Consider the following 19114-nt stretch of genomic DNA (forward strand, 5'->3'; position numbering starts at 1 on the left):
CCATGGTGGTCGAGGTGATGATCAATGGTGGGGCGACCCGCTGTACCCGAAGTGATCTGGGCGCGCCCCGAGCGTGCGGGCCGCGGCCCCAAGCCCGCGTTCAGCCGCGCGGACATCGCGGCTGCCGCCGTGCGCATCGCGGACGCGGAGGGGCTCGACGCGGTGTCCATGCGGAAAGTGGCGGCCGAGCTCGGCTGCGGCACGATGTCGCTCTACAACTACGTGCCCCGCAAGGAGGACCTGCACGAGCTGATGCTCGACGCGGTCAGTGCCGGGTACGAGTACCCGGAGCCCTCGGGCGACTGGCGCGCCGACCTCCTCGCCCTGGCCCACCAGGCCCGGGGGGTGATGCGCCGCCACACCTGGGTGCCCCGGCTGATGTCGCCCGTCTACGGGTTCAGCCCGAACGCCCTGCGGTACCTGGAGTACGCGCTGAGCTGTCTGGACGGCGTGGACGCGCGGTTCGGCGAGAAGATGGAGCTCATCGCCATGGTCAACGGCGTGGTGACCACCTACACCGCCAACGAGATCGCCACGGCGGAGCGCAGCCGCTCGCTGCCCTGGTCCGAGGAGCAGGAGCAGGCCGCCCGCACCGGGTATCTGATCAGTCAGATCATGACCGGGAAGTACCCGCGGATGGCGGCCGGATTCGCCGAGGACCCCGGGCCGATCGATCTGGACGGGGTGTTCGACCGGGCACTCGCCCGGGTGCTGGACTCGTTCGACCGGACATGACTGCCCTCCGGGCGGCACCGCTCGCCGCCCGCCCCCGTACCGCCCGGGTGCGGCGGGGGCGGGGGGTTCGGGGGAGGTGGGTGCGGCAGGTGCGGGTTTCTCTGTTCCGCGTCGAGAGCCCGCAGGGCCGGACGGGCTCACCCCCCCCGCCCGGGACGCTCACCCTCCGCGTGGGCCGTCCGGTGCTTCCGGCCGGCCGCCGTCCGCGGGAGCGGCGCGGCGCAGCGTCCGGATCGCCGGGACCGAGAGCAGCGCCACGCAGCCCGCCAGGCAGGTGCCCGCCGAGACCAGCAGCAGCCGTGCCGGGGAGGCCAGAGCGGTGGCGGGCCCCGCCAGTATCTGACCGAGCGCGATCCCGGACACCGAACCGGCCAGCTCGTACGCGGTGACCCGGTTGAGTACCGCGGGCGGGGTGTGGGTCTGCACGCTGGTCGCCCACATCACGGACCAGAACGCCAGGGCACCGCCGCCGAGGACGTGGCCCGCCAGCAGCACCGGCAGCTCCGCGCCCAGCGCCACGCAGAGCGGCAGCACGGTGAACAACCCCATCGCCACCGCGCCTGCCGCCAGCGGCCGGGCGGGTCGCACCCGCAGCGCCAGCAGGCCGCCGAGCACGGTTCCGGCGCCGAGGAAGGAGACCGCCAGACCATAGGCGTCCGGGCCGGACCGGGAGCCGATCAGGGCCGAAGCGAGCGGGACCAGCGGGCCGAAGAGCAGCACGCCGTAGACCACCCAGATCAGGATCACCGCCCACATCCAGGTACGGGAGCGGAACTCGTGCCAGCCCTGACGCAGGTCGCGGCGGAGTGAACTCCCTCCGGGGGAAGCGGATCCGGCACCGGCCCGGGTGCCGGCGGGGGCGAGGCGGATGAGCGCCAGGCACAGGGCGCTGAGTACGAACGTGCCCGCGTCGATCGCGTACACGGTCCCGGCGCCGGTCAGTGCGATCAGCAGTCCCGCCAGGGCCGGTCCGAGCAACTGGGCGAGCGCGTCGGCCACTTTGAGTGTGGCGTTGGCCCGCTGCGGCTCGCGGGCGACCAGCGGGACCATCCCGTTCACCCCCGGCTGGAACATCGCGGTGGCCGCACCGGCCGGCGCCGCCATGGTCACCAGCAGCCAGAAGGGCGGCGGTCCGGCGAAGAACGCGGCCGCCAGCACGCCCTGGGTGAGCACCCGGACGAGGTCCGCGCCCACCATCATCCGGCGTGCGCCCCACCGGTCGGCGAACACCCCGCCGAACAGGACCAGTACGACGCATGTCCCGGTCCAGGTGCCGAGGACGAAGCCGACGCCGGAGGCTCCGTAGAGCGCGCCCACCGCGAGCGCGGCGGCCACCGGCATCATCGCGTCGCCGACCAGCGAGACCGAACGGGCGACGAAGTAGAACGTGAAGCGCCGGTCCCACAACGGGAGCCGTGCGGGCGGCCGTTCGCCCGGTGAGGTGCTGGGCTGCCCGCTGGGTGGATTGCCCGGAGGCGAGGACTGGTTCCGCGCTTGCGTAGTGGTCACAACGCACCATCCTGGTCCGGACCAATGTGCTGCCCCAGTGTCCGGAACGACATGATGGGGTACTTTCCCGCCATGACGCCTCGTTCGCTGCCGAAGTCCCCTGTGCCGCACCACCGGGTGGTGGCCCTGCTGCAGCCCCAGCAGTCGACGTTCCCGCTCGCCTGCGCGGCCGAGGTGTTCGGTGACCACGGCCCGGAGGTCCCCGCCCGCTACACGTTCGAGGTCTGCGCCGAGCACCCCGGACCGGTGCGTACCCAGGCCGGCTACGACCTGCTGGTCACGGCGGGCCTGGACGCGCTGGAGCGCGCGGACACCGTGCTGGTGCCCGGCCGGCAACAGCCCACTGCCACCGAGGTGCCGCAGGCGGTGGCCGCGGCGGTCCGCCGGGCACACCGGCGAGGTGCTCGGATCGTCGCCATCTGCTCGGGCGCCTTCGTGCTCGCCGCCGCCGGGGTGCTGGACGGCCGGAGGGCCGCCACCCACTGGGCCCGGGCCGCCGAGCTGGCCGCCGGGTTCCCGCAGGTCCAGGTCGACCCGGGGGTGCTGTACGTGGACCACGGTGACGTCGCCACCAGCGCCGGATCGGCGGCCGGCGTGGACCTCTGCCTGCACCTCGTGCGTACCGACCACGGGGCCGCCTACGCGATGCGGATCGCACGGCAGATGGTGATGCCGCCGCACCGCGAGGGCTGCCAGCTGCAGTACGCCGAACTGCCCACGTCGGGGCCGGTCGCCGACTCGCTGGCCCCACTGCTGGAGTGGCTGGCCGGGCGCCTCGACCAGCCGGTCAGCGTCGCCGAGATGGCGGTCCGCTCCCAGGTCTCGGCCCGCACGCTGACCCGGCGCTTCACCGAACAGCTGGGCATCAGCCCCGGACGCTGGCTGCTCGACCGGCGGCTCGCCGCCACCCGGGCGCTGCTGGAGGAGACCGACCTGCCGGTGGAGACCATCGCACGCCGGGTCGGCCTCTCCTCGGCCGTCAACCTGCGCCGGCGCTTCCACGAGGCGCTGCGCACCACGCCCGCCGCCTACCGGCGCACCTTCCGCGCGGACGAGGCCGGGTAGGGGCGCAGGAGCCGGCCTCCGGGGATGCCTTCCCCCAGAGCGTCGAGCGGCTGGGGGCGGGGATCCCCGGAGGCAGACGCGTGGATGTCCGCTCCGGGAACCTGCGACGGCTCCCCTTCGCCGAGTGTGTACGTCTGCTCCGTGAAACGGCGTCGGCTCCCTTGTGCGGACGCATGAACGCGCGGTTCGCGAAAGGGCGTCGGCTCCCTCTTCGAGGCCGGGAGGCGGCGGCCGCCCGGGGCGGGGGATCGACGTCCACGCCCCGGACCCGCACGAGGGCCTCGTGCGGGTCTGCCGGTGTCACAGCAGAACGAAGGTGCGGGTCCGCTCGTGTCGCATCAGGGGAAGGGTGCGGGCCCGCCGGTGTCACAGCAGGGCGAACTGGCCGTCCGGGCCCTCTTCCTGGTGGTCGAGCACGGACGCGGGCCGCCGGGCGGTGGCCGGCACCGGCAGCACGCCCGCCGCTCTCAGTTCGTGTCCGCCGATCTCCGGGCCGTCCGCCAGCTCGTCCTGCCTGGGCCGCAGTTCGGCCAGCAGGGCGAGCAGCGCGATCAGCTCCAGCAGCTCCGACGTCCACTCCTGGGGCCAGGCACGGGGGCGTACGGCCTCCAGGCCGCCGGCCCCGGGCACCGCCGCGCGGCGCTCGAACCAGAGCTCCAGCATCCGCACGCCGCCCACCCGGAACTCCCACGCACCCGCGGGCACCGGAGAGATGCGGCCCGAGCCGAGGCTCAGCACCTGCTCCTCGGCGTCGTACGAAAGCTCCGACGGGACGGGCGGCACGGCGGCCCGCACATACGGGCGGCGCCCGCCCGGCAGCCGGGGGCGCTCCCCGCCCCGCGCCCCGCGCAACTGGAGCCGCAGCAGCTCACGTCCCAGCTCCACCCCCGCCGACCAGCGCGCGGTGTCCGCGGGCAGCGGCACCACACAGCCCGCGGGTGAGCGCCGGCCCGCCGCGACGATCCAGGCCAGCACGGACTCGGCAGTGACGGCGTCCCCGTGGCGGGCGCGCAGCAGGGTGAGGAGCCCGGGGGCCAGATTGGGTTCGGCGCCGCCGGGGCGCCGGTACAGCGGACGGATCCGGCCTGGCCGGCCCGCGGGGGAGTGACCGTCGGGGAGCAGCGCGGTCACGGACAGGGCGGGGCCCGTGTCCTGGGGGACACGGCCGTGCTCGACGACGAAGACCTGGTGACCGTCGGAGACCCGCCACAGCTCGGGCCGGGCCACGTCGATCAGACGGTGGTCGGGGAGCAGCCACTGCTCGTCGAACGGCCCGTGCAGGATCCGTACCGGTTCCGGGCACGGCCCCTGCTCACGGGCGAACCGGCCGGTCCCGCCGGGCTGTCCGGGCAGGGCCGCCACCGGAGTCCGCGGGGTGCGCACACGGGTGGGCCCGAACAACTGCTCGCGTTCGGCCTCCGGTGCCTGCACCAGCCGGTTCCAGCGGGCCCTGAGGGACGCCGCGTCCGGGGCGGTCACCCAGGGGCGCCCGGTCCGCAACGGCCGTACGGACCAGGGCATGAGGTCGTCGAGGAGCGGGCTGCGCGGGCCCTCGCCGGAGCCGGCCGCTGCCGGAGCTGCCACCGTGTCGTCCTCCCCGTCGCCACGTCTGCCGCCTTCCCCGGCATCGTAACGGCGTGACCGCCGGTCCCGGCAGGGCGCCTGTGGGGACCAGCGGTCGTCAGTGGGCCTGTGGGGGTCGTCGGTCGTCAGCGGGCCTGCCGGGACCAGCGGTCGTCAATGGGTCTCTGGGGTCATCGGTCGTCAGTGGGCCTCCACCGTGACCGAGAAGGAGAACCGGTCGCCCCGGTAGCGGATCTGCGCCACATCGACCACCCGGCCGCTCTCGTCGTACGTCACGCCCGTGTAGTACAGGATCGGGCTGAGCAGCGGGACCCGGAGCAGTTCGGCGGTGGCCGGATCGGCGAGCCGGGCCTCGACCGTGTCCGTGATCCGCGCGATGGGGACACCGACGCGGTCGCGCAGCACCTTGGTCATCGGCCAGCGTTCGAGGTCGGCGGGGTCGAGCCCGGCCGCGACCTGGGGATGGAGCCAGTTCTGCGCCCAGTTGGTCGGCTCGCCGGTGTCCTCCTCGCACCGCAGCCTCCGGTAGCCCGTGACCTCGGCGCAGTCGGGGAAGTACTCCACGACGTCGCCCGGCACCGGGCAGGGGCCGTGGTCGAGCACCGTGGTCCGCTCGCCCGACTGCTGGGCGACGATCGCGTCGATCGAACCGAGCAGCCGCACCGGCGACACCCGGCGGGCGCGCGGCTCGATGAAGGTGCCGCGCCGGCGGTGCCGGCTGATCAGCCCTTCCGTCTCCAGCTCCTTGAGCGCCTGGCGCATGGTGAGGACGCTGACGCCGTAGTGCGCGGCGAGCTGCTCCTCGGTCGGCAGCCGCAGGGTGGCGTCCGCCGTGCGGCCCAGTATCGAGGCCCGCAGCGACTGCGAGACCTGGTACCACAGCGGGAGCTTGCGGTTCAGGACCAGCGAGTCGGGCGCGAAGGCGGCACCCTGGGGCGCGGGGGGCTTCAGAGGCGTCTGCGGCACCTGGGTCACCTGCATTCGTTGTCGCTGAGGCACGTGGCCGGTTCACATGGGCCGTCACGGAGGGAGGGGCCCGTTACGGATGGAAGTTGCGGCTCAGACCCTGCCACACGTCGTCGTAGCCGTGCTGAAGATGACCGGCCGTCGCGGCCTGCCCGGTCGCGACGACCGGCCAGCGGGTCTCGAACATGAAGGCCAGGCCGTCGTCGATCTTCTGCGGCTTCAGCTCCGCCGCGCTCGCCCGCTCGAAGGTCTCCCGGTCCGGGCCGTGCGCCGACATCATGTTGTGCAGGGAGCCGCCTCCGGGCACGAAGCCCCCCTTGCCGGCCGTCTTCGCGTCGTACGCGCCCTCGATCAGGCCCATGTACTCGCTCATGACGTTGCGGTGGAAGTACGGCGGCCGGAAGGTGTCCTCGCCCACCAGCCAGCGCGGCGCGAACACCACGAAGTCGACGCCGGCGAGGCCGGGGGTGTCCGTGGGCGAGGTCAGCACCGTGAAGATCGACGGGTCCGGGTGGTCGTAGCTGATCGAGCCGATGACGTTGAACCGGCGCAGGTCGTAGACGTACGGGGTGTGGTTGCCGTGCCAGGCGACCACATCGAGCGGGGAGTGGTCGTACGTCGCCGACCAGAGGTTCCCGCAGTACTTGTTGACCACCTCGACCGGGCCTTCCGCGTCCTCGTACGCGGCGACAGGGGCGAGGAAGTCCCGGGCGTTCGCCAGGCCGTTGGCGCCGATCGGGCCGAGGTCGGGGAGGACGAACGGCTGGCCGTAGTTCTCGCAGACATAGCCGCGGGCGGTGGCGTCGAGCAGCTCGACCCGGAAGCGGACACCGCGCGGGATCAGGGCGACATGGCCCGGTTCGGCACGCAGCAGGCCCAGTTCGGTGCGCAGCAGCAGTCCGCCGTGCTCGGGGACGATCAGGAGTTCGCCGTCGCTGTCGCTGAACACCCGGTCGGTCATAGCGGAGTTGGCGGCGTAGAGGTGGACGGCCATGCCGGTGCGCTGTGCGGCGTCGCCGTTTCCGCCGAGCGTCCACAGGCCGGACAGGAAGTCCGTACCGGGCGCGGGCTCCGGGAGCGGGTCCCAGCGCAGCCGGTTGGGGTCCGGGACGGTCTCGGTGAAGGGGGCGGTGCGCAGGGTGCCGTTGTCGGTCCGCGTGAACGGCGGGTGGGCCGCGGAGGGGCGGATCCGGTAGAGCCAGGAGCGGCGGTTGTGGGCGCGCGGCTCGGTGAAGGCCGAGCCGCTCAGCTGCTCGGCGTAGAGCCCCAGCGGCGCGCGCTGCGGTGAGTTGCGGCCGTGCGGCAGCGCCCCCGGCACTGCTTCCGAGCTGTGCTGATTGCCGAATCCGGCGGAGTGCGCGAGCCCTTCCGCCGTCTTCCGCGCCTGCTCGATGCCGCTCATATGTGCTCCCGGTGCATGAGGAAGGGATCGGAGTCCTGGAATCCTATGGTCAACCGTAGGAATCCGATCGCGGCGAGTCAACGGCATTCGTGCGGCACAGGGGGGTTCCAAAAGATGAACAATGCTCTACTCTCCGGCTCATGTCGTGGACACGAAGACTTCTGGTGGTTCTGGCGGCGCTCGCGGCCGCCCTTCTCGCGGCCCCGGCCGCCCAGGCGCACGAGGAACGGCCGGTCACCCTGCCCGACGGCACCGGCAGCGTCCCCGTGTACCGCACGGGCGAGCCCGATCTCCTGGTCTGCAAGAGCGACCGGGCCGACTTCGAGCGCCGGATATCCGGATTCCCGGACGCCCTGCGGACCAGGAACCTGACGCTCTTCGACCGGTGCCAGAAGTCCGGATACCGCCATCTCCAGCAGGCCGTGGACGCAGTCACCGGGCCCGGGAAGAACATCGCGATCCTGCCCGGCCTCTACGAGGAGGAACCCTCGCTGCCTGCGCCCAAGGGGGAGTGCGCCCGGCTGAAGGCCTCCAACTCGCAGCTCGGCTACCAGATCCTGAGCTACGCCCAGCAGGCGAAGTGCCCGAACAACCAGAACCTGGTGGCGATCCTCGGCAAGAAGGACCTCCAGATCGAGGGCACCGGCGCCGCGCGCACGGACGTCGTCATCGACGCCAAGTACCAGAAGCTCAACGCGGTCCGTGCGGACGGCTCCGACGGCGTCTACTTCAAGAACTTCACCGCCCAGCGCACCACGTTCAACTCGCTCTACATCCTGGCCCAGGACGGCTTCGTCATCGACGACGTCCTGACCCGGTGGAACGACGAGTACGGCTTCCTGACCTTCGCGAGCGACCACGGCCTGTACAAGAACTGCGAGTCGTACGGCAACGGCGACTCCGGCATCTATCCGGGCAGCGCGTCGAACATCAACGACGCGTACGGCTACAAGGTGCCGCGCTACTCGATCGAGATCACCGGCTGCCGCAGCCACCACAACATGGTGGGCTACTCCGGCACCGCGGGTGACTCGGTCTACGTCCACGACAACGAGTTCGACCACAACATGGGCGGCGCCTCGATGGACAGCGCCTTCCCCGGCCACCCCGGCCTGCCGCAGAACCACGCCCGCTTCGAGCGCAACCTGATCCACGACAACAACGCCGACTACTACCCGTACGTCGCCGACGGCACGTGTGCCAAGCCGCCCGTCGAGCGCGGTTACGAGGACGGGGTGGTCTGCCCGCAGATCTCCATGCCGCCGGGCACCGGCATCATCACCGCGGGCGGCAACTGGAACCTCTACGAGGACAACTGGGTCTACGGGCAGAATCGTGCGGCGTTCTTCCTCAGCGCCGTACCCGCCTTCATCCGCGGCGAGGGCGCGCTCGGCAAGCAGACCGACACCTCGCACCACAACCGGTACGCGAACAACCACCTCGGCACGGACAAGCAGGGCCGCTCGCGCCCCAACGGCGCCGACGTGTGGTGGGACGGCCAGGGGGCGGGCAACTGCTGGCAGTCGGACACGGGTGCCTCGACGCCGCGCTCCCTGCCCGCGTGCGGGTCCGACCGGGGCGACGTCACCGGCGGCACCGACCGGCTGGTGGGCGAGCCCGTCAAACTCGCCCAGTTGCTGGTCTGCGCCGACTACAACGTGCAGGCGCGCAGGCTGCCGGCCGGCTGCGACTGGTACGGGGCGCGCGGCATCGAGCGCATCGAGGTGCAGGCGGCCCTGGGAATCGCGGTGGTGCTGGTACTGGTCGGCGGGGTGCTGTGGTGGCGCAGGCTGCGGGCGAGCCGGCTCGCCACGGCCGCCACGGTCCTCGGCCTCATCGGCCTCGGTCTGGACGTGGCCGGCTCGACCATGGGTCTCGCCTCCTCGTACGTGCCCGCCCTCGCGCTGCTCCTGACCGGGCTCTGGTGGACGGGCATCGGACTGGTGCTGCGGCGGGAGCGGCCGGGGCTGGGCTGGGTCACGGTGGTGCTGGGCGGCCTGACGCTGCTCGACGCGCTGGACAAGGGCGTGTTCATGATCCCGTGGATCCCGCTCAGCCCGGCCTGGGTGCGGGGGCTGCTCGGCCTGGTCTGGGTGGTGTGGGCCGTGGTGGCCGCCGCCCGTCACGGAGAGCGGGCGAAGGCGACGACGGAGCCCGCGGGGGCGGAGCCGGCCCCGGACACCGATGACGGACGTGCGCCGGCGCCGGAGAGCGCGACCGCGCCGGCCTCGCCCACGGCACCGGCCACCGTCCCTGACGGAGAACCGTCGTGAAGCGGCACCCGGCGCAGGAGCAGGAGCAGGAGCAGGAGCGGGAGCGGGAGCAGGTGCAGGCGCAGGCGCAGAGGCAGGCGACGGCACCGGCCGGGCTCCGGAGCGCGGCCGCTCCGGCCCGGCGCCGCGGCCGCCGCGTCGCCCTTTCGCTGCTCGCCGCCGCACTCCTGCTCGGCGCGAACGCCTGTGGGGGGCGGGCCACCACCCATCACAAGCCGGGCACCAGCCATGAGCAGGCCACCGGCAGCAACGGCCGGCTCCTGACCGCGGACGACGGCTCCGGCCACCGGCTGCGCCAGGTCGACGCCCAGGACGCGCCCGAGGTGGCCGTGGCCGTGCGGCCGGACTCGGAGGACGGCTGGAACGTCCACCTCACGGTCCGGAACTTCCGGTTCACCCCGGACAGCGTCGGCGGCGCCGCACTGCTGGGACGCGGCCACGCCCGGCTCCTCCTCGACGGCCACCCACTCGCCCGTGTCTACGGCGCCTGGTTCCACCTCCCGGAGTCGCTCCTGCGGTCAGCCGGGGGCGGCACCCGGCTGACCGCCCGCCTCTACGCGGACGACCACACCGCCTGGGCGGTCGGTGATGCCCCGGTCCAGGCCACCGCCACGCTCGGCGGCGCCACTTCGACGCCGACGCCCACCCCCGACGCCACCGTGGAGATCACCGTCCGCGACGACAAGGTCAGTCCCGCCCCCGGGCGCACCGAGGTCAGGAAGGGCCGGACCGTGCGCCTCCAGGTCCGCAGCGACCGCGCCGACACCCTTCACGTACACGGCTACGACAAGGAGGCGCGGCTGCCCGCCGGCCGGACCGTCACCCTCACCTTCACCGCCGACCGCACCGGGCTCTTCGAGGTCGAGACGCACGAGTCCGACCTGCTCCTGACCCAACTCGTCGTACGGTGACGGCCCTCGACGACTCCGGTGCCGTGAGCGTCCTCGCCCACGGCATCGGCGCCCAGCACGACCTGCCCCTCTCGCCCTTCTACGCCTTCGCCGGAGCCTTCACCGCCCTCTTCGTCTCCTTTCTCGCACTCGGTCTGCTCTGGTCGTCCTCCCGGTTCCGGGGCGACCGGGCGGGCCGCCCGCTGCCCGCCGCCGTCCAGCGCGCGGCCGACGCCCGTCCCACCCGCGTCGCGGCCCGCGCGCTCGGCCTGGCCGCCGCGCTCCTGGTCGTGCTGCACCTCCTCCTCGGTCCGGCGGACCCGGACCGCAACCCGGCCCCCGGCGCCGTCTACGTACTCCTCTGGGTGGGTCTCGTCCCGGCCTCCCTGCTGCTCGGGCCCGTCTGGCGGCTGCTCAATCCGCTGCGCACCGTCCATCTCCTCGGCTGCCGCGCACTCGGACGCGACGCGGCCGCCGGCCGGCCCCTGCCCGCACGTCTCGGGATGTGGCCCGCAGCAGCCGGTCTCCTCGCCTTCACCTGGCTCGAACTCGTCGCCCCCGACCCGGCCTCACCCACCGCCCTGCTGGTCTTCCTCACTCTCTGCACGGCCGCCCAGCTCGCGGGCGCCGCCCTGTACGGAGCCCGCTGGTTCGACCACGCCGACGCCTTCGAGGTCTACTCGAGCCTCCTCGCCCGGCTCTCCCCCCTCGGCCGCCGACCCGCCGACCGCCGCCTCGTCCTGCGCTCCCCGTTCAACGGGCTCGACGCCACGCCCCCGCTTCCCGGGCTCGTCGCCACCGTCTGCGTGATGCTCGGCTCCACGGCCTACGACGGCTTCTCCGACGCGCCCTCCTGGATCACCACCGTCCAGACCTCGGCCCTGGGCCGTACCACCACCGCCACGCTCGGACTCCTCGGAGCCGTCGCCCTCGTCGCCACCCTCTACGCTCTCTGCGCAGGTGCCACCCGGGTCCTCTCCGGCCAACTGCCGCACCCCCTCACCGCCTTCGCGCACTCCCTCGTCCCGATCGCCCTCGGCTATCTCGTCGCCCACTACTTCACACTCTTCGTCACCGAAGGGCCACGTACCGTCATGGTGGCACTCGGCACTGACAATCCCGCACCGCCCGAACCGTTCCTGGGGCCGGGCGGCATCGCCACCCTCCAGGTCTTCGCGATCGTTCTCGGCCATGTCCTCGGCGTCGTCGCCGCCCACGACCGCTCCGTCCGGCTCTTCCCGCCCGGACGTGCCGTCGTCGGCCAGCTTCCGCTCCTTGTCCTGATGGTCGCGTACACGATCGGCGGACTGGCGCTGCTCATCGCCTGAGCCCGCGGGCGGGGCGGCCCTCCTTCCCGTCAGGTCCGAGACGGAGGGCGGACCCCCGCCCCCGGCCGAGGAGGCCCACGGCATCATGGAACCCGTGCCCCATGCGAACACGAACCTCCGCCGCGCCCCCGTGCAGCAGCGCAGCGCCGAGCGCCTCGCCCGGATACTCGACGCCTGTGCCGAACTCCTCGACGAGACCGGCTACGAGCAGCTCTCCACCCGGGCCGTGGCCGTGCGTGCGGGGGTGCCCATCGGCTCCGTCTACCGGTTCTTCTCCAACAAGCGGGCGCTGGCCGACGCTCTCGCCCGCCGCAACCTGGACAGCTACGCCGAGCGGATCACCGCCCGGCTGGCCGCCATCCAGGTCGCCGACTGGCGCCGCGCCATCGACGCGGTGCTCGACGAGTACCTGGCGATGAAGAGCTCAGTCCCGGGCTTCTCCCTCGTCGACTTCGGTGCCCCCGGGCCAGACGACGACCCGGCCGACGACGCTAACCAGCGCGTCGCGGGGCGGCTCGCGGAACTGCTCGCAGGCCATCTGGAGCGAGACCCCGACGAAGATCTACTGCGCTCCATACTGGTCTGCGTGGAGGCAGCCGACGCACTGCTCCAACTCGCCTTCCGCACCGACCCGTCCGGCGACCGGGCCATCGTCGCCGAGACCCGGGTGCTGCTGCAGGCCTACCTCGCGCGAGTGCTGGACTGAGACCGGCCGGGCCATGACGCCTCCGGGGCGACCCGGCCCTCGGCGCCGACGGGTTTCCCCGATCATCAGTTGCACGACAGACAGCGAAGGAGGGATTCGATGAGGCGTGAGACGGTCACCGAGGAGTCGATAGCCGAGGCAAGGGTGTTGGCCCGGGAGCAACCGAGCGCCGGACTGCCGGTACTGGCCCGGCGCCTGCTGGGGTTCGGATGGCAAGTCGATCGCGAAAGGCCGTCTGCGCGCATCCCGTATTTCGAGGAGGCCGCGGCCGTCTGGCGGAGCCTCCTCGCCGACGGATCCGATGAACACCTCGAAGCCGCTGCGCGGGCGATCTTCTCACTCGGTCTGCAGTACTCGCTGGCGCACGCCGATGACCGCTCCTTGGCCGCGAAGGACGAGGCGGCGGTGCTCGCCCGGCGGTTGAACCGGCACCGCGATGAGGAGAGGAAGGACGTCAAGATCCTCGGCGCGTCGGCCCATGGCCTCGCCGAGGCCGGCCGGTTCGACCGGGCAGTGACCGTCCAACGCGAGGTGGTCGACATCTACCGCGCGACGACGGGCCCCGGAGGCCATTCGTCACCCACCGGTCTCATGTGGTCGCTCCTGGACCTGGCGGTCTACCTCGATCTGGCCGGGCAGACCGACGCGAGCCTGGAGATCGAACGCGAGACGCTTCACCTCAACCGCCGCATCGCCGAGGCCGAACCGAGCCATCTGCCCGGACTGGTGATCTGGCTCGCGGGGGTCACGCCGCGGTTTGCCGACACCGGGCATCCGCGGGAAGCCGGAGAACTCCTGGACGAGGCCGTCGCCGGCTGCGACCGGCTTCCTCCGGAGGGCGACCGCGGGAACTTCGGATTCCATCAGGGAGTCCAGGCCGCGTTGTTCGCCAGGTCCGGTGCCCGGGACGAGCGGACCTGCGGCGACGGGGCTGTCCCGATCGGCGTCAGCCCGGATCCCCGGGCTCTCCGACCCGTACTCGGCGTGAGCTTTCACTGGTGGGCCTTCAGTGTCCGGGAGGCCTACCGCGCGGGGCGCGAGGTCATCGACGACGCGATTTCCACGGCAGGAGACCGGTCTGCGCTCGATCCCGCACAGTTGGCCGCTCTCGGGACCCTTGTGCGCCGCCGCACCATCCGTCAGTCGGTCGCCTTCGACAGCGCTCCGCGGCAGTTCACCGAGAAGGTCATCCCTGCTCTGGCCGAAAGCGTCGCTCTCGAACGCCGGCTTGCCGCCGCCCGTCAGGACAGCGGCCCTGGACGCTTGGTCCGGTCTCTGACCGATCAGGCGATGGGACACCTGGTCACCGGCGCGCACTCGGCAGCGGGTGAGGCTCTCCGTGAGGCCCGCGACCTCCACGCCGCCGCCGAAAGCACCCGGACGCCGATGACGAGGACGACGACGGACGGGCAGGACTGAGCGTCACCCGCCGGCCTGTGGTGCGCCTCAGGAGAACCTGTACCCGGCGAAGTCGGCGAGGTGGACGTACCCGATGCGCTGGTAGAGGGCGTTGCTCGTGGGGTTGCCCGGGTCCGTGAACAGGACGACGTCCGTCGCGCCCGCTGCCAGCGCGGCCCTGCTCGCCTCGACCGTCACGGCGCCCGCGTAGCCGCGGCCGCGGAGGTGGGCCGGGGTGTAGACGGGGTCCACCCGGACCATGCCGCCGACGATCGAGGTCGCGGCCGCCATGGAGACGGGGGTGCCGTCCGGGGTCTCCCAGAACGTGAAGTGCCTGTCGCCGAAACGCGAGTCGCCCCAGGAGCCGGCGTCGATCAGGTCGATGGAGGGCTGCTCCCCGACGTCGGCGCAGAACTCACGGCACCAGCGCACGACTTGCTCATGGTCCCGGCCGCCCGTGGTGCGGCCCCGGCCCTCCGGGTGCGGTTGCGGTGGGGTGAGAGTGCCGAGGCGGTAGAGATGCGTCCGCCAGAAGAGTACCGACGCCGCGCTCGTGTGCCGCTGCCACGAGTCGGCGAAGGCGCCGGCGGTGCCGTGGTCCGCGATGACGGTGGAGGGCGAGTGGCCGAGGCCGGCCAGGTGAGCGGCGAGGGCGTCGGCCTGCTCGGCAGGGAGAGGGGTGAGGCCCAGGCGGCCGCGCGGAGCGAGATGGAAGACCGCACGGATCTCGCCCCCTGACTCCAGCCGGCCGAAGACGGGGCCTTCGGCGCCGGGCTCGGCCGCACCCCGTATCCGCAGCTTCTCGATGTCCGTCAGCGGTGTGTTGTGCATGGCTGGGTGCGAGCGCAGGAAGTCCCCGGCTCGGGCGAGGAATTCGTCGATGTCCTGAGTGAGGTGCCAGTCATCCGGGAGCATGCTTCATGATCTCGGATGACCACGACGCGGGAAACCCGATCGAGCGGGGCGTCCTGCACCCGGTCGCCGAACTCCGGCTTCCCCCGGAGGAGTACGGCGGACCGGGTCCGGTGGTCATGGCCGGGCCAGGGCAGGCCACCAGGCGCCTGAGGCGGCACAGCGCCCCGTCAACGGGAAGGCGTGTGGGGAGGACCCACGGGGGGAACGTTCCGGCAGGACGCATGGGAGAACGTTCCGGCAGAACGCACCAGGGGCACGTTCCGGCAGGGCATACCGGGACCCGTCCTCCGGCGCCTGTCGCCGATCTCCGTACGGATACTCCCCCCAGTGGTCCGCGGGGGGCAACCTTCTCGTCCTCACCCCCCAGCAGTCCGCGGGGGACAACCTTCTCGCCCTCACACCTCCCCAGCATGCGTACCGGTCGGTATGCTCATCCGTGCTCGACCGTGCATGGCCGTGTCCGCGCCACCGTAGCCGCCGCCCCGGGAGGGCCCATGTCGCACGACCCCAGCAACTCCCGTACCGCCCTGCGTATCTGCCCCCTCTGCGAAGCCACCTGCGGGCTCACGCTCACCATCGAGGGGACCAGGGTCACCGGCGCCCGCGGTGACCGGGAGGACGTGTTCAGCAAGGGGTTCATCTGCCCCAAGGGTGCGTCGATCGGCGGACTCGACGAGGACCCCGACCGGCTGCGCACCCCTCTCGTCCGCAATGACGGCGTGCTGACGGAGGCGAGCTGGGGCGAGGCGTTCGACGCGATCGCCCGTGCCCTGCCGGCCATCGCGCAGGAACACGGACCGCAGGCCGTCGGCGTCGTCCTCGGCAACCCCAATGTGCACACCATGGCCGGCGCGCTCTACCCGCCCGCCCTGCTCGCGGCCCTGCGGACCCGGGCGCTGTTCACCGCGAGCACCCTGGACCAGATGCCCAAGCACGTCTCCAGCGGACTGCTCTTCGGCGACCCGAACACCATCCCGGTACCGGACCTCGACCGCACCGACCACGTGCTGATGCTGGGCGCCAACCCCCTCGAATCCAACGGCAGCCTGTGCACCGCCCCCGACTTCCCCGGCAGGCTCAAGGCACTGCGCCGCCGCGGCGGCCGCCTCACCGTCGTCGACCCGCGCCGCACCCGCACCGCACGCCTCGCCGACCGGCACGTGGCCATCCGGCCCGGCACCGACGCCCTCCTGCTCGCCGCGATGGCGCACGTCCTCTTCGAGGAGAAGCTCACCGACCCCGGCGTACTCGCGGACCATGTCGAAGGGATCGGCGAAGTCGCCGACGCCGTAAGTGACTTCACGCCGGAGGCCGTCGCAGCGGCTTGCGACGTGGACGCCGCGACCATCCGCACCCTCGCCCGGGAGCTCGCGGCCGCCCCCACCGCCGCCGTGTACGGCCGTATCGGCAGCTGCACCGTCGAACACGGCACCGTCGCCAGCTGGCTCGTCGACGTCCTCAACGTCCTCACCGGCAACCTCGACCGCCCCGGCGGCGCCCTCTTCCCGCTCTCCGCGACCGCCCGCGCCCCGCGCCCCGCAGCCCCCGGCAAGGGGTTCGCCCTCGGCCGCTGGGCGAGCCGCGTCTCCGGTCACCCCGAGGCCAAGGGTGAACTGCCGCTCTCCGCACTGGCCGAGGAGATCGGGACGCCGGGTGACGGGCGGATCCGCGCCCTGCTCGTCCTGGCCGCGAACCCCGTGCTCTCCGCCCCCGACGGCGACCGGCTCGACGTCGCACTGGCCGACGGGCTCGACTTCATGGTGAGCGTCGACCCCTATCTCAACGAGACCTCCCGCCACGCGGACGTGGTGCTGCCCCCGCCGCCGCCCTCGCAGAGCGCCCACTTCGACTTCGCGTTCAACACCCTGGCCGTACGCAACCAGGTCCGTTACACCCGCCCCGCCGTGCCCCTGGACGCCGACCGGATGGACGAGGCCGAGATCCTCGCCCGGCTCGTCCTCGCCGTCTCCGGGATGCACGGCGCGGAGCCGGACGCCGTGGACACCATGGTCATCGACCGCGCTCTCGGCAAGGCGGTCGCCGACCCGCTCTCGCCCGTGCACGGCCGTACCCCCGCCGACGTCTCCGCCGCGCTCACCGGCCGCACCGGGGCGGAGCGACGCCTCGACCTGATGCTCCGCCTCGGCCCGTACGGCGAGGGCTTCGGCACCGACCCCGACGGTCTGAGCCTGGAGCGGCTGCTCGCCCACCCGCACGGCATCGACCTCGGCCCCCTCGCTCCCCGCGTCCCGGAGGTCCTCACCACGCCCAGCGGACGTATCGAGCTGTTCCCCGCCCCGATCGCCGCCGATCTGCCCAGGCTGCGCCGCGCCCTCGACGGCCGGGGCGACCCCGACGCCCTCGTCCTCGTCGGCCGCCGCCACCTGCGCTCCAACAACAGCTGGCTGCACAACGTCGCGGCGCTCCGCGGCGGGTCGAACGTCTGCACCCTCCAGATGCACCCCGAGGACGCCGCACGCATCGGACTGGCCGACGGCGCATCGGCCACGGTCACCGCGGACGGCGGTGAGCTGACGGTTCCGGTCGAGGTCACCGACGGCGTGCGGACCGGCGTGGTGAGCCTCCCGCACGGCTGGGGGCACAACCGCCCCGGCACCAGGATGTCCGTCGCCTCCGAGCAGCCCGGCGTCAACGTCAACCAGCTTCTCGACGGCAGCCGCCTCGATCCGCTGTCGGGCACCGCCGTGCTCAACGGAATCCCCGTCACCGTGACTCCCTCGCGTTGACCTGGGGTTTTGCTCGTATTGCTCGCATGTCAACGTCTTGTTAACGCCATGTGGCGCGCCCTAACGTCATCCGCACCGCCGGCTCCGGCGGGAGTTCAAGGGTGAACGATAGGTATCCATATGCTGACAGTCCTCGGCTTTGCCATGATTGCGACCTTCCTGGTCCTGATCATGATGAAGAAGATGTCGCCGATCGCGGCGCTCGTCCTGATCCCCGCGCTGTTCTGCGTAGCGGTGGGGAAGGGTGCGAAACTCGGCGACTACGTCATCGAGGGCGTCGGCAATCTGGCGCCGACCGCCGCCATGCTGATGTTCGCGATCGTCTACTTCGGCGTGATGATCGACGTCGGGCTCTTCGACCCGATCGTCCGGGGCATCCTGCGCTTCTGCAAGGCCGACCCGATGCGCATCGTCGTCGGTACGGCGGTGCTCGCCGCGATCGTCTCGCTGGACGGTGACGGGTCCACCACCTTCATGATCACCGTCTCGGCGATGTATCCGCTGTACAAGCGCCTGAAGATGAGCCTCGTCGTGATGACCGGGGTCGCCGCCACGGCGAACGGTGTCATGAACACTCTTCCCTGGGGCGGTCCCACGGCCCGCGCCGCCACCGCGCTGAAGCTGGACGCGGGCGACATCTTCGTCCCCATGATCCCGGCGCTCGGCGTCGGACTGCTCGCGGTGATCCTGCTGGCCGTGGTCCTTGGCCGACGCGAGCGCAAGCGGCTCGGCACCCTCACCCTCGACGAGGCCCTGGTGACCGGCACCGCCACGGAGTCCGAGACGGTTCTCGTCGCTGCGGCCGGCGGCGGCGACCGCCTGCGCAAGGGCACCGGCTCCGCCGGTACTGGCGGCGCCGCACCCGACGAAGAGGCGGCGGCGGAGGCGGCCGACGAGGGCTTCAAGGGCCTCGACCCCCACCGCGCCACCCTGCGGCCGAAGCTCTACTGGTTCAACGCGGGCCTCACCATCGCCCTGCTCACCGCGATGATCATGGAACTGATGCCGATCCCGGTGCTCTTCCTCCTCGGCGCGGCCCTCGCCCTCACGGTCAACTACCCCCACATGCCCGACCAGCGGGCCCGGATCGCCGCCCACGCCGACAACGTCCTCAACGTCTCCGGCATGGTCTTCGCCGCCGCCGTCTTCACCGGTGTGCTGACCGGCACCGGCATGGTCGACCACATGGCCGACTGGCTGGTCGGCGCCATCCCTGACGGCATGGGCCCGCACATGGCGCTCGTCACCGGCGTGCTGAGCATCCCGCTCACGTACTTCATGTCCAACGACGGCTTCTACTTCGGAGTCGTGCCCGTGCTCGCCGAGGCCGGTGCCGCGCACGGAGTCTCCCCGCTGGAGATCGCCCGCGCCTCCCTGGTCGGCCAGCCCCTGCACATGTCGTCCCCGCTGGTGCCCGCCGTCTACGTCCTGGTCGGCATGGCAAAGGTCGAATTCGGTGACCACACCCGCTTCACCGTCAAGTGGGCCGCGCTCACTTCACTGGTCGTGCTCGGCGCCGGACTCCTGTTCGGGATCATCTGAGAGCGTCCGGGGATTGGCGGGCGGCGTCGCGGGTCTGGGCACGCGCATCTGCCG

14 protein-coding genes are annotated in these 19114 nt (G+C 72.3%); 9 read left to right on the forward strand and 5 right to left on the reverse strand.

The genetic code is table 11. The features are described 5' to 3' along the window. The first annotated feature begins 24 nt into the window (after positions 1–24). Entirely contained in the window at positions 25–735 is a 711-nt protein-coding gene (locus ABT025_RS11220) for a TetR/AcrR family transcriptional regulator (RefSeq protein ID WP_350992397.1), read from the forward strand. A 159-nt stretch (positions 736–894) separates the two neighbouring features. On the opposite strand, the gene ABT025_RS11225 is transcribed toward ABT025_RS11220, so the two are convergent. Then, complete coding sequence (locus ABT025_RS11225) at positions 895–2244, reverse strand: MFS transporter (protein WP_350992399.1); 1350 nt, start codon at positions 2242–2244, stop codon at positions 895–897. Positions 2245–2316: 72 nt separating this feature from the next. Here ABT025_RS11225 and ABT025_RS11230 point away from each other — a divergent pair, with 72 nt between their 5' ends. Further along, positions 2317–3309: a GlxA family transcriptional regulator gene (locus ABT025_RS11230; protein ID WP_350992401.1), complete on the forward strand. Its 993-nt coding sequence runs from the start codon at positions 2317–2319 to the stop codon at positions 3307–3309. 366 nt (positions 3310–3675) lie between these two features. On the opposite strand, the gene ABT025_RS11235 is transcribed toward ABT025_RS11230, so the two are convergent. From ABT025_RS11235 to hmgA, 3 genes are all read right to left on the reverse strand, one after another. Then, entirely contained in the window at positions 3676–4893 is a 1218-nt protein-coding gene (locus ABT025_RS11235; RefSeq protein ID WP_350992403.1) for a type ISP restriction/modification enzyme, read from the reverse strand. 180 nt (positions 4894–5073) lie between these two features. Beyond that, on the reverse strand, positions 5074–5874 hold the full coding sequence (locus ABT025_RS11240) for a GntR family transcriptional regulator (RefSeq protein ID WP_350992405.1): 801 nt from the start codon (positions 5872–5874) through the stop codon (positions 5074–5076). Between the two features lie 58 nt (positions 5875–5932). Then, a complete protein-coding gene (gene hmgA, locus ABT025_RS11245; protein WP_350992407.1) occupies positions 5933–7261 on the reverse strand; it encodes a homogentisate 1,2-dioxygenase in 1329 nt (442 codons plus the stop codon). Between the two features lie 140 nt (positions 7262–7401). On the opposite strand from hmgA, the gene ABT025_RS11250 reads away from it, so the two are divergent. The 5 genes from ABT025_RS11250 (at position 7402) to ABT025_RS11270 (ending at position 13877) form a co-directional block, all read left to right on the forward strand. Next, positions 7402–9534, forward strand: coding sequence for a right-handed parallel beta-helix repeat-containing protein (locus ABT025_RS11250; RefSeq protein ID WP_350992409.1), 2133 nt, complete (start codon positions 7402–7404; stop codon positions 9532–9534). Positions 9535–9683: 149 nt separating this feature from the next. Beyond that, positions 9684–10445, forward strand: a complete 762-nt coding sequence (locus tag ABT025_RS11255; protein ID WP_350992596.1) for a cupredoxin domain-containing protein — start codon at positions 9684–9686, stop codon at positions 10443–10445. Then, positions 10442–11752 (forward strand): hypothetical protein, encoded by a 1311-nt coding sequence (locus tag ABT025_RS11260; protein ID WP_350992411.1) that lies wholly within the window; start codon positions 10442–10444, stop codon positions 11750–11752. The genes ABT025_RS11255 and ABT025_RS11260 overlap by 4 nt, the downstream gene beginning before the upstream one ends. An 85-nt stretch (positions 11753–11837) precedes the next feature. Further along, positions 11838–12458 (forward strand): TetR/AcrR family transcriptional regulator, encoded by a 621-nt coding sequence (locus ABT025_RS11265; RefSeq protein WP_350992413.1) that lies wholly within the window; start codon positions 11838–11840, stop codon positions 12456–12458. Positions 12459–12557: 99 nt separating this feature from the next. Then, the gene (locus tag ABT025_RS11270) at positions 12558–13877 is read left to right on the forward strand and encodes a hypothetical protein (protein WP_350992415.1); all 1320 of its coding nucleotides are present in this window, start codon (positions 12558–12560) and stop codon (positions 13875–13877) included. A gap of 27 nt (positions 13878–13904) precedes the next feature. Here ABT025_RS11270 and ABT025_RS11275 read toward each other — a convergent pair whose 3' ends face one another. After that, positions 13905–14771, reverse strand: coding sequence for a GNAT family N-acetyltransferase (locus ABT025_RS11275; RefSeq protein ID WP_350992417.1), 867 nt, complete (start codon positions 14769–14771; stop codon positions 13905–13907). A 494-nt stretch (positions 14772–15265) separates the two neighbouring features. Between ABT025_RS11275 and ABT025_RS11280 the strand changes: the two genes are divergently transcribed. Further along, a complete protein-coding gene (locus tag ABT025_RS11280) occupies positions 15266–17518 on the forward strand; it encodes a molybdopterin-dependent oxidoreductase (RefSeq protein WP_350992419.1) in 2253 nt (750 codons plus the stop codon). 120 nt (positions 17519–17638) lie between these two features. Next, positions 17639–19060 carry a CitMHS family transporter gene (locus ABT025_RS11285; RefSeq protein ID WP_350992421.1) on the forward strand — a complete coding sequence of 474 codons (1422 nt, stop codon included), beginning with the start codon at positions 17639–17641 and terminating at the stop codon, positions 19058–19060. Positions 19061–19114: the final 54 nt, after the last annotated feature.

Origin of the sequence: Streptomyces sp. NPDC002809 (assembly GCF_040295435.1) — a bacterium.
Taxonomy (GTDB): domain Bacteria; phylum Actinomycetota; class Actinomycetes; order Streptomycetales; family Streptomycetaceae; genus Streptomyces.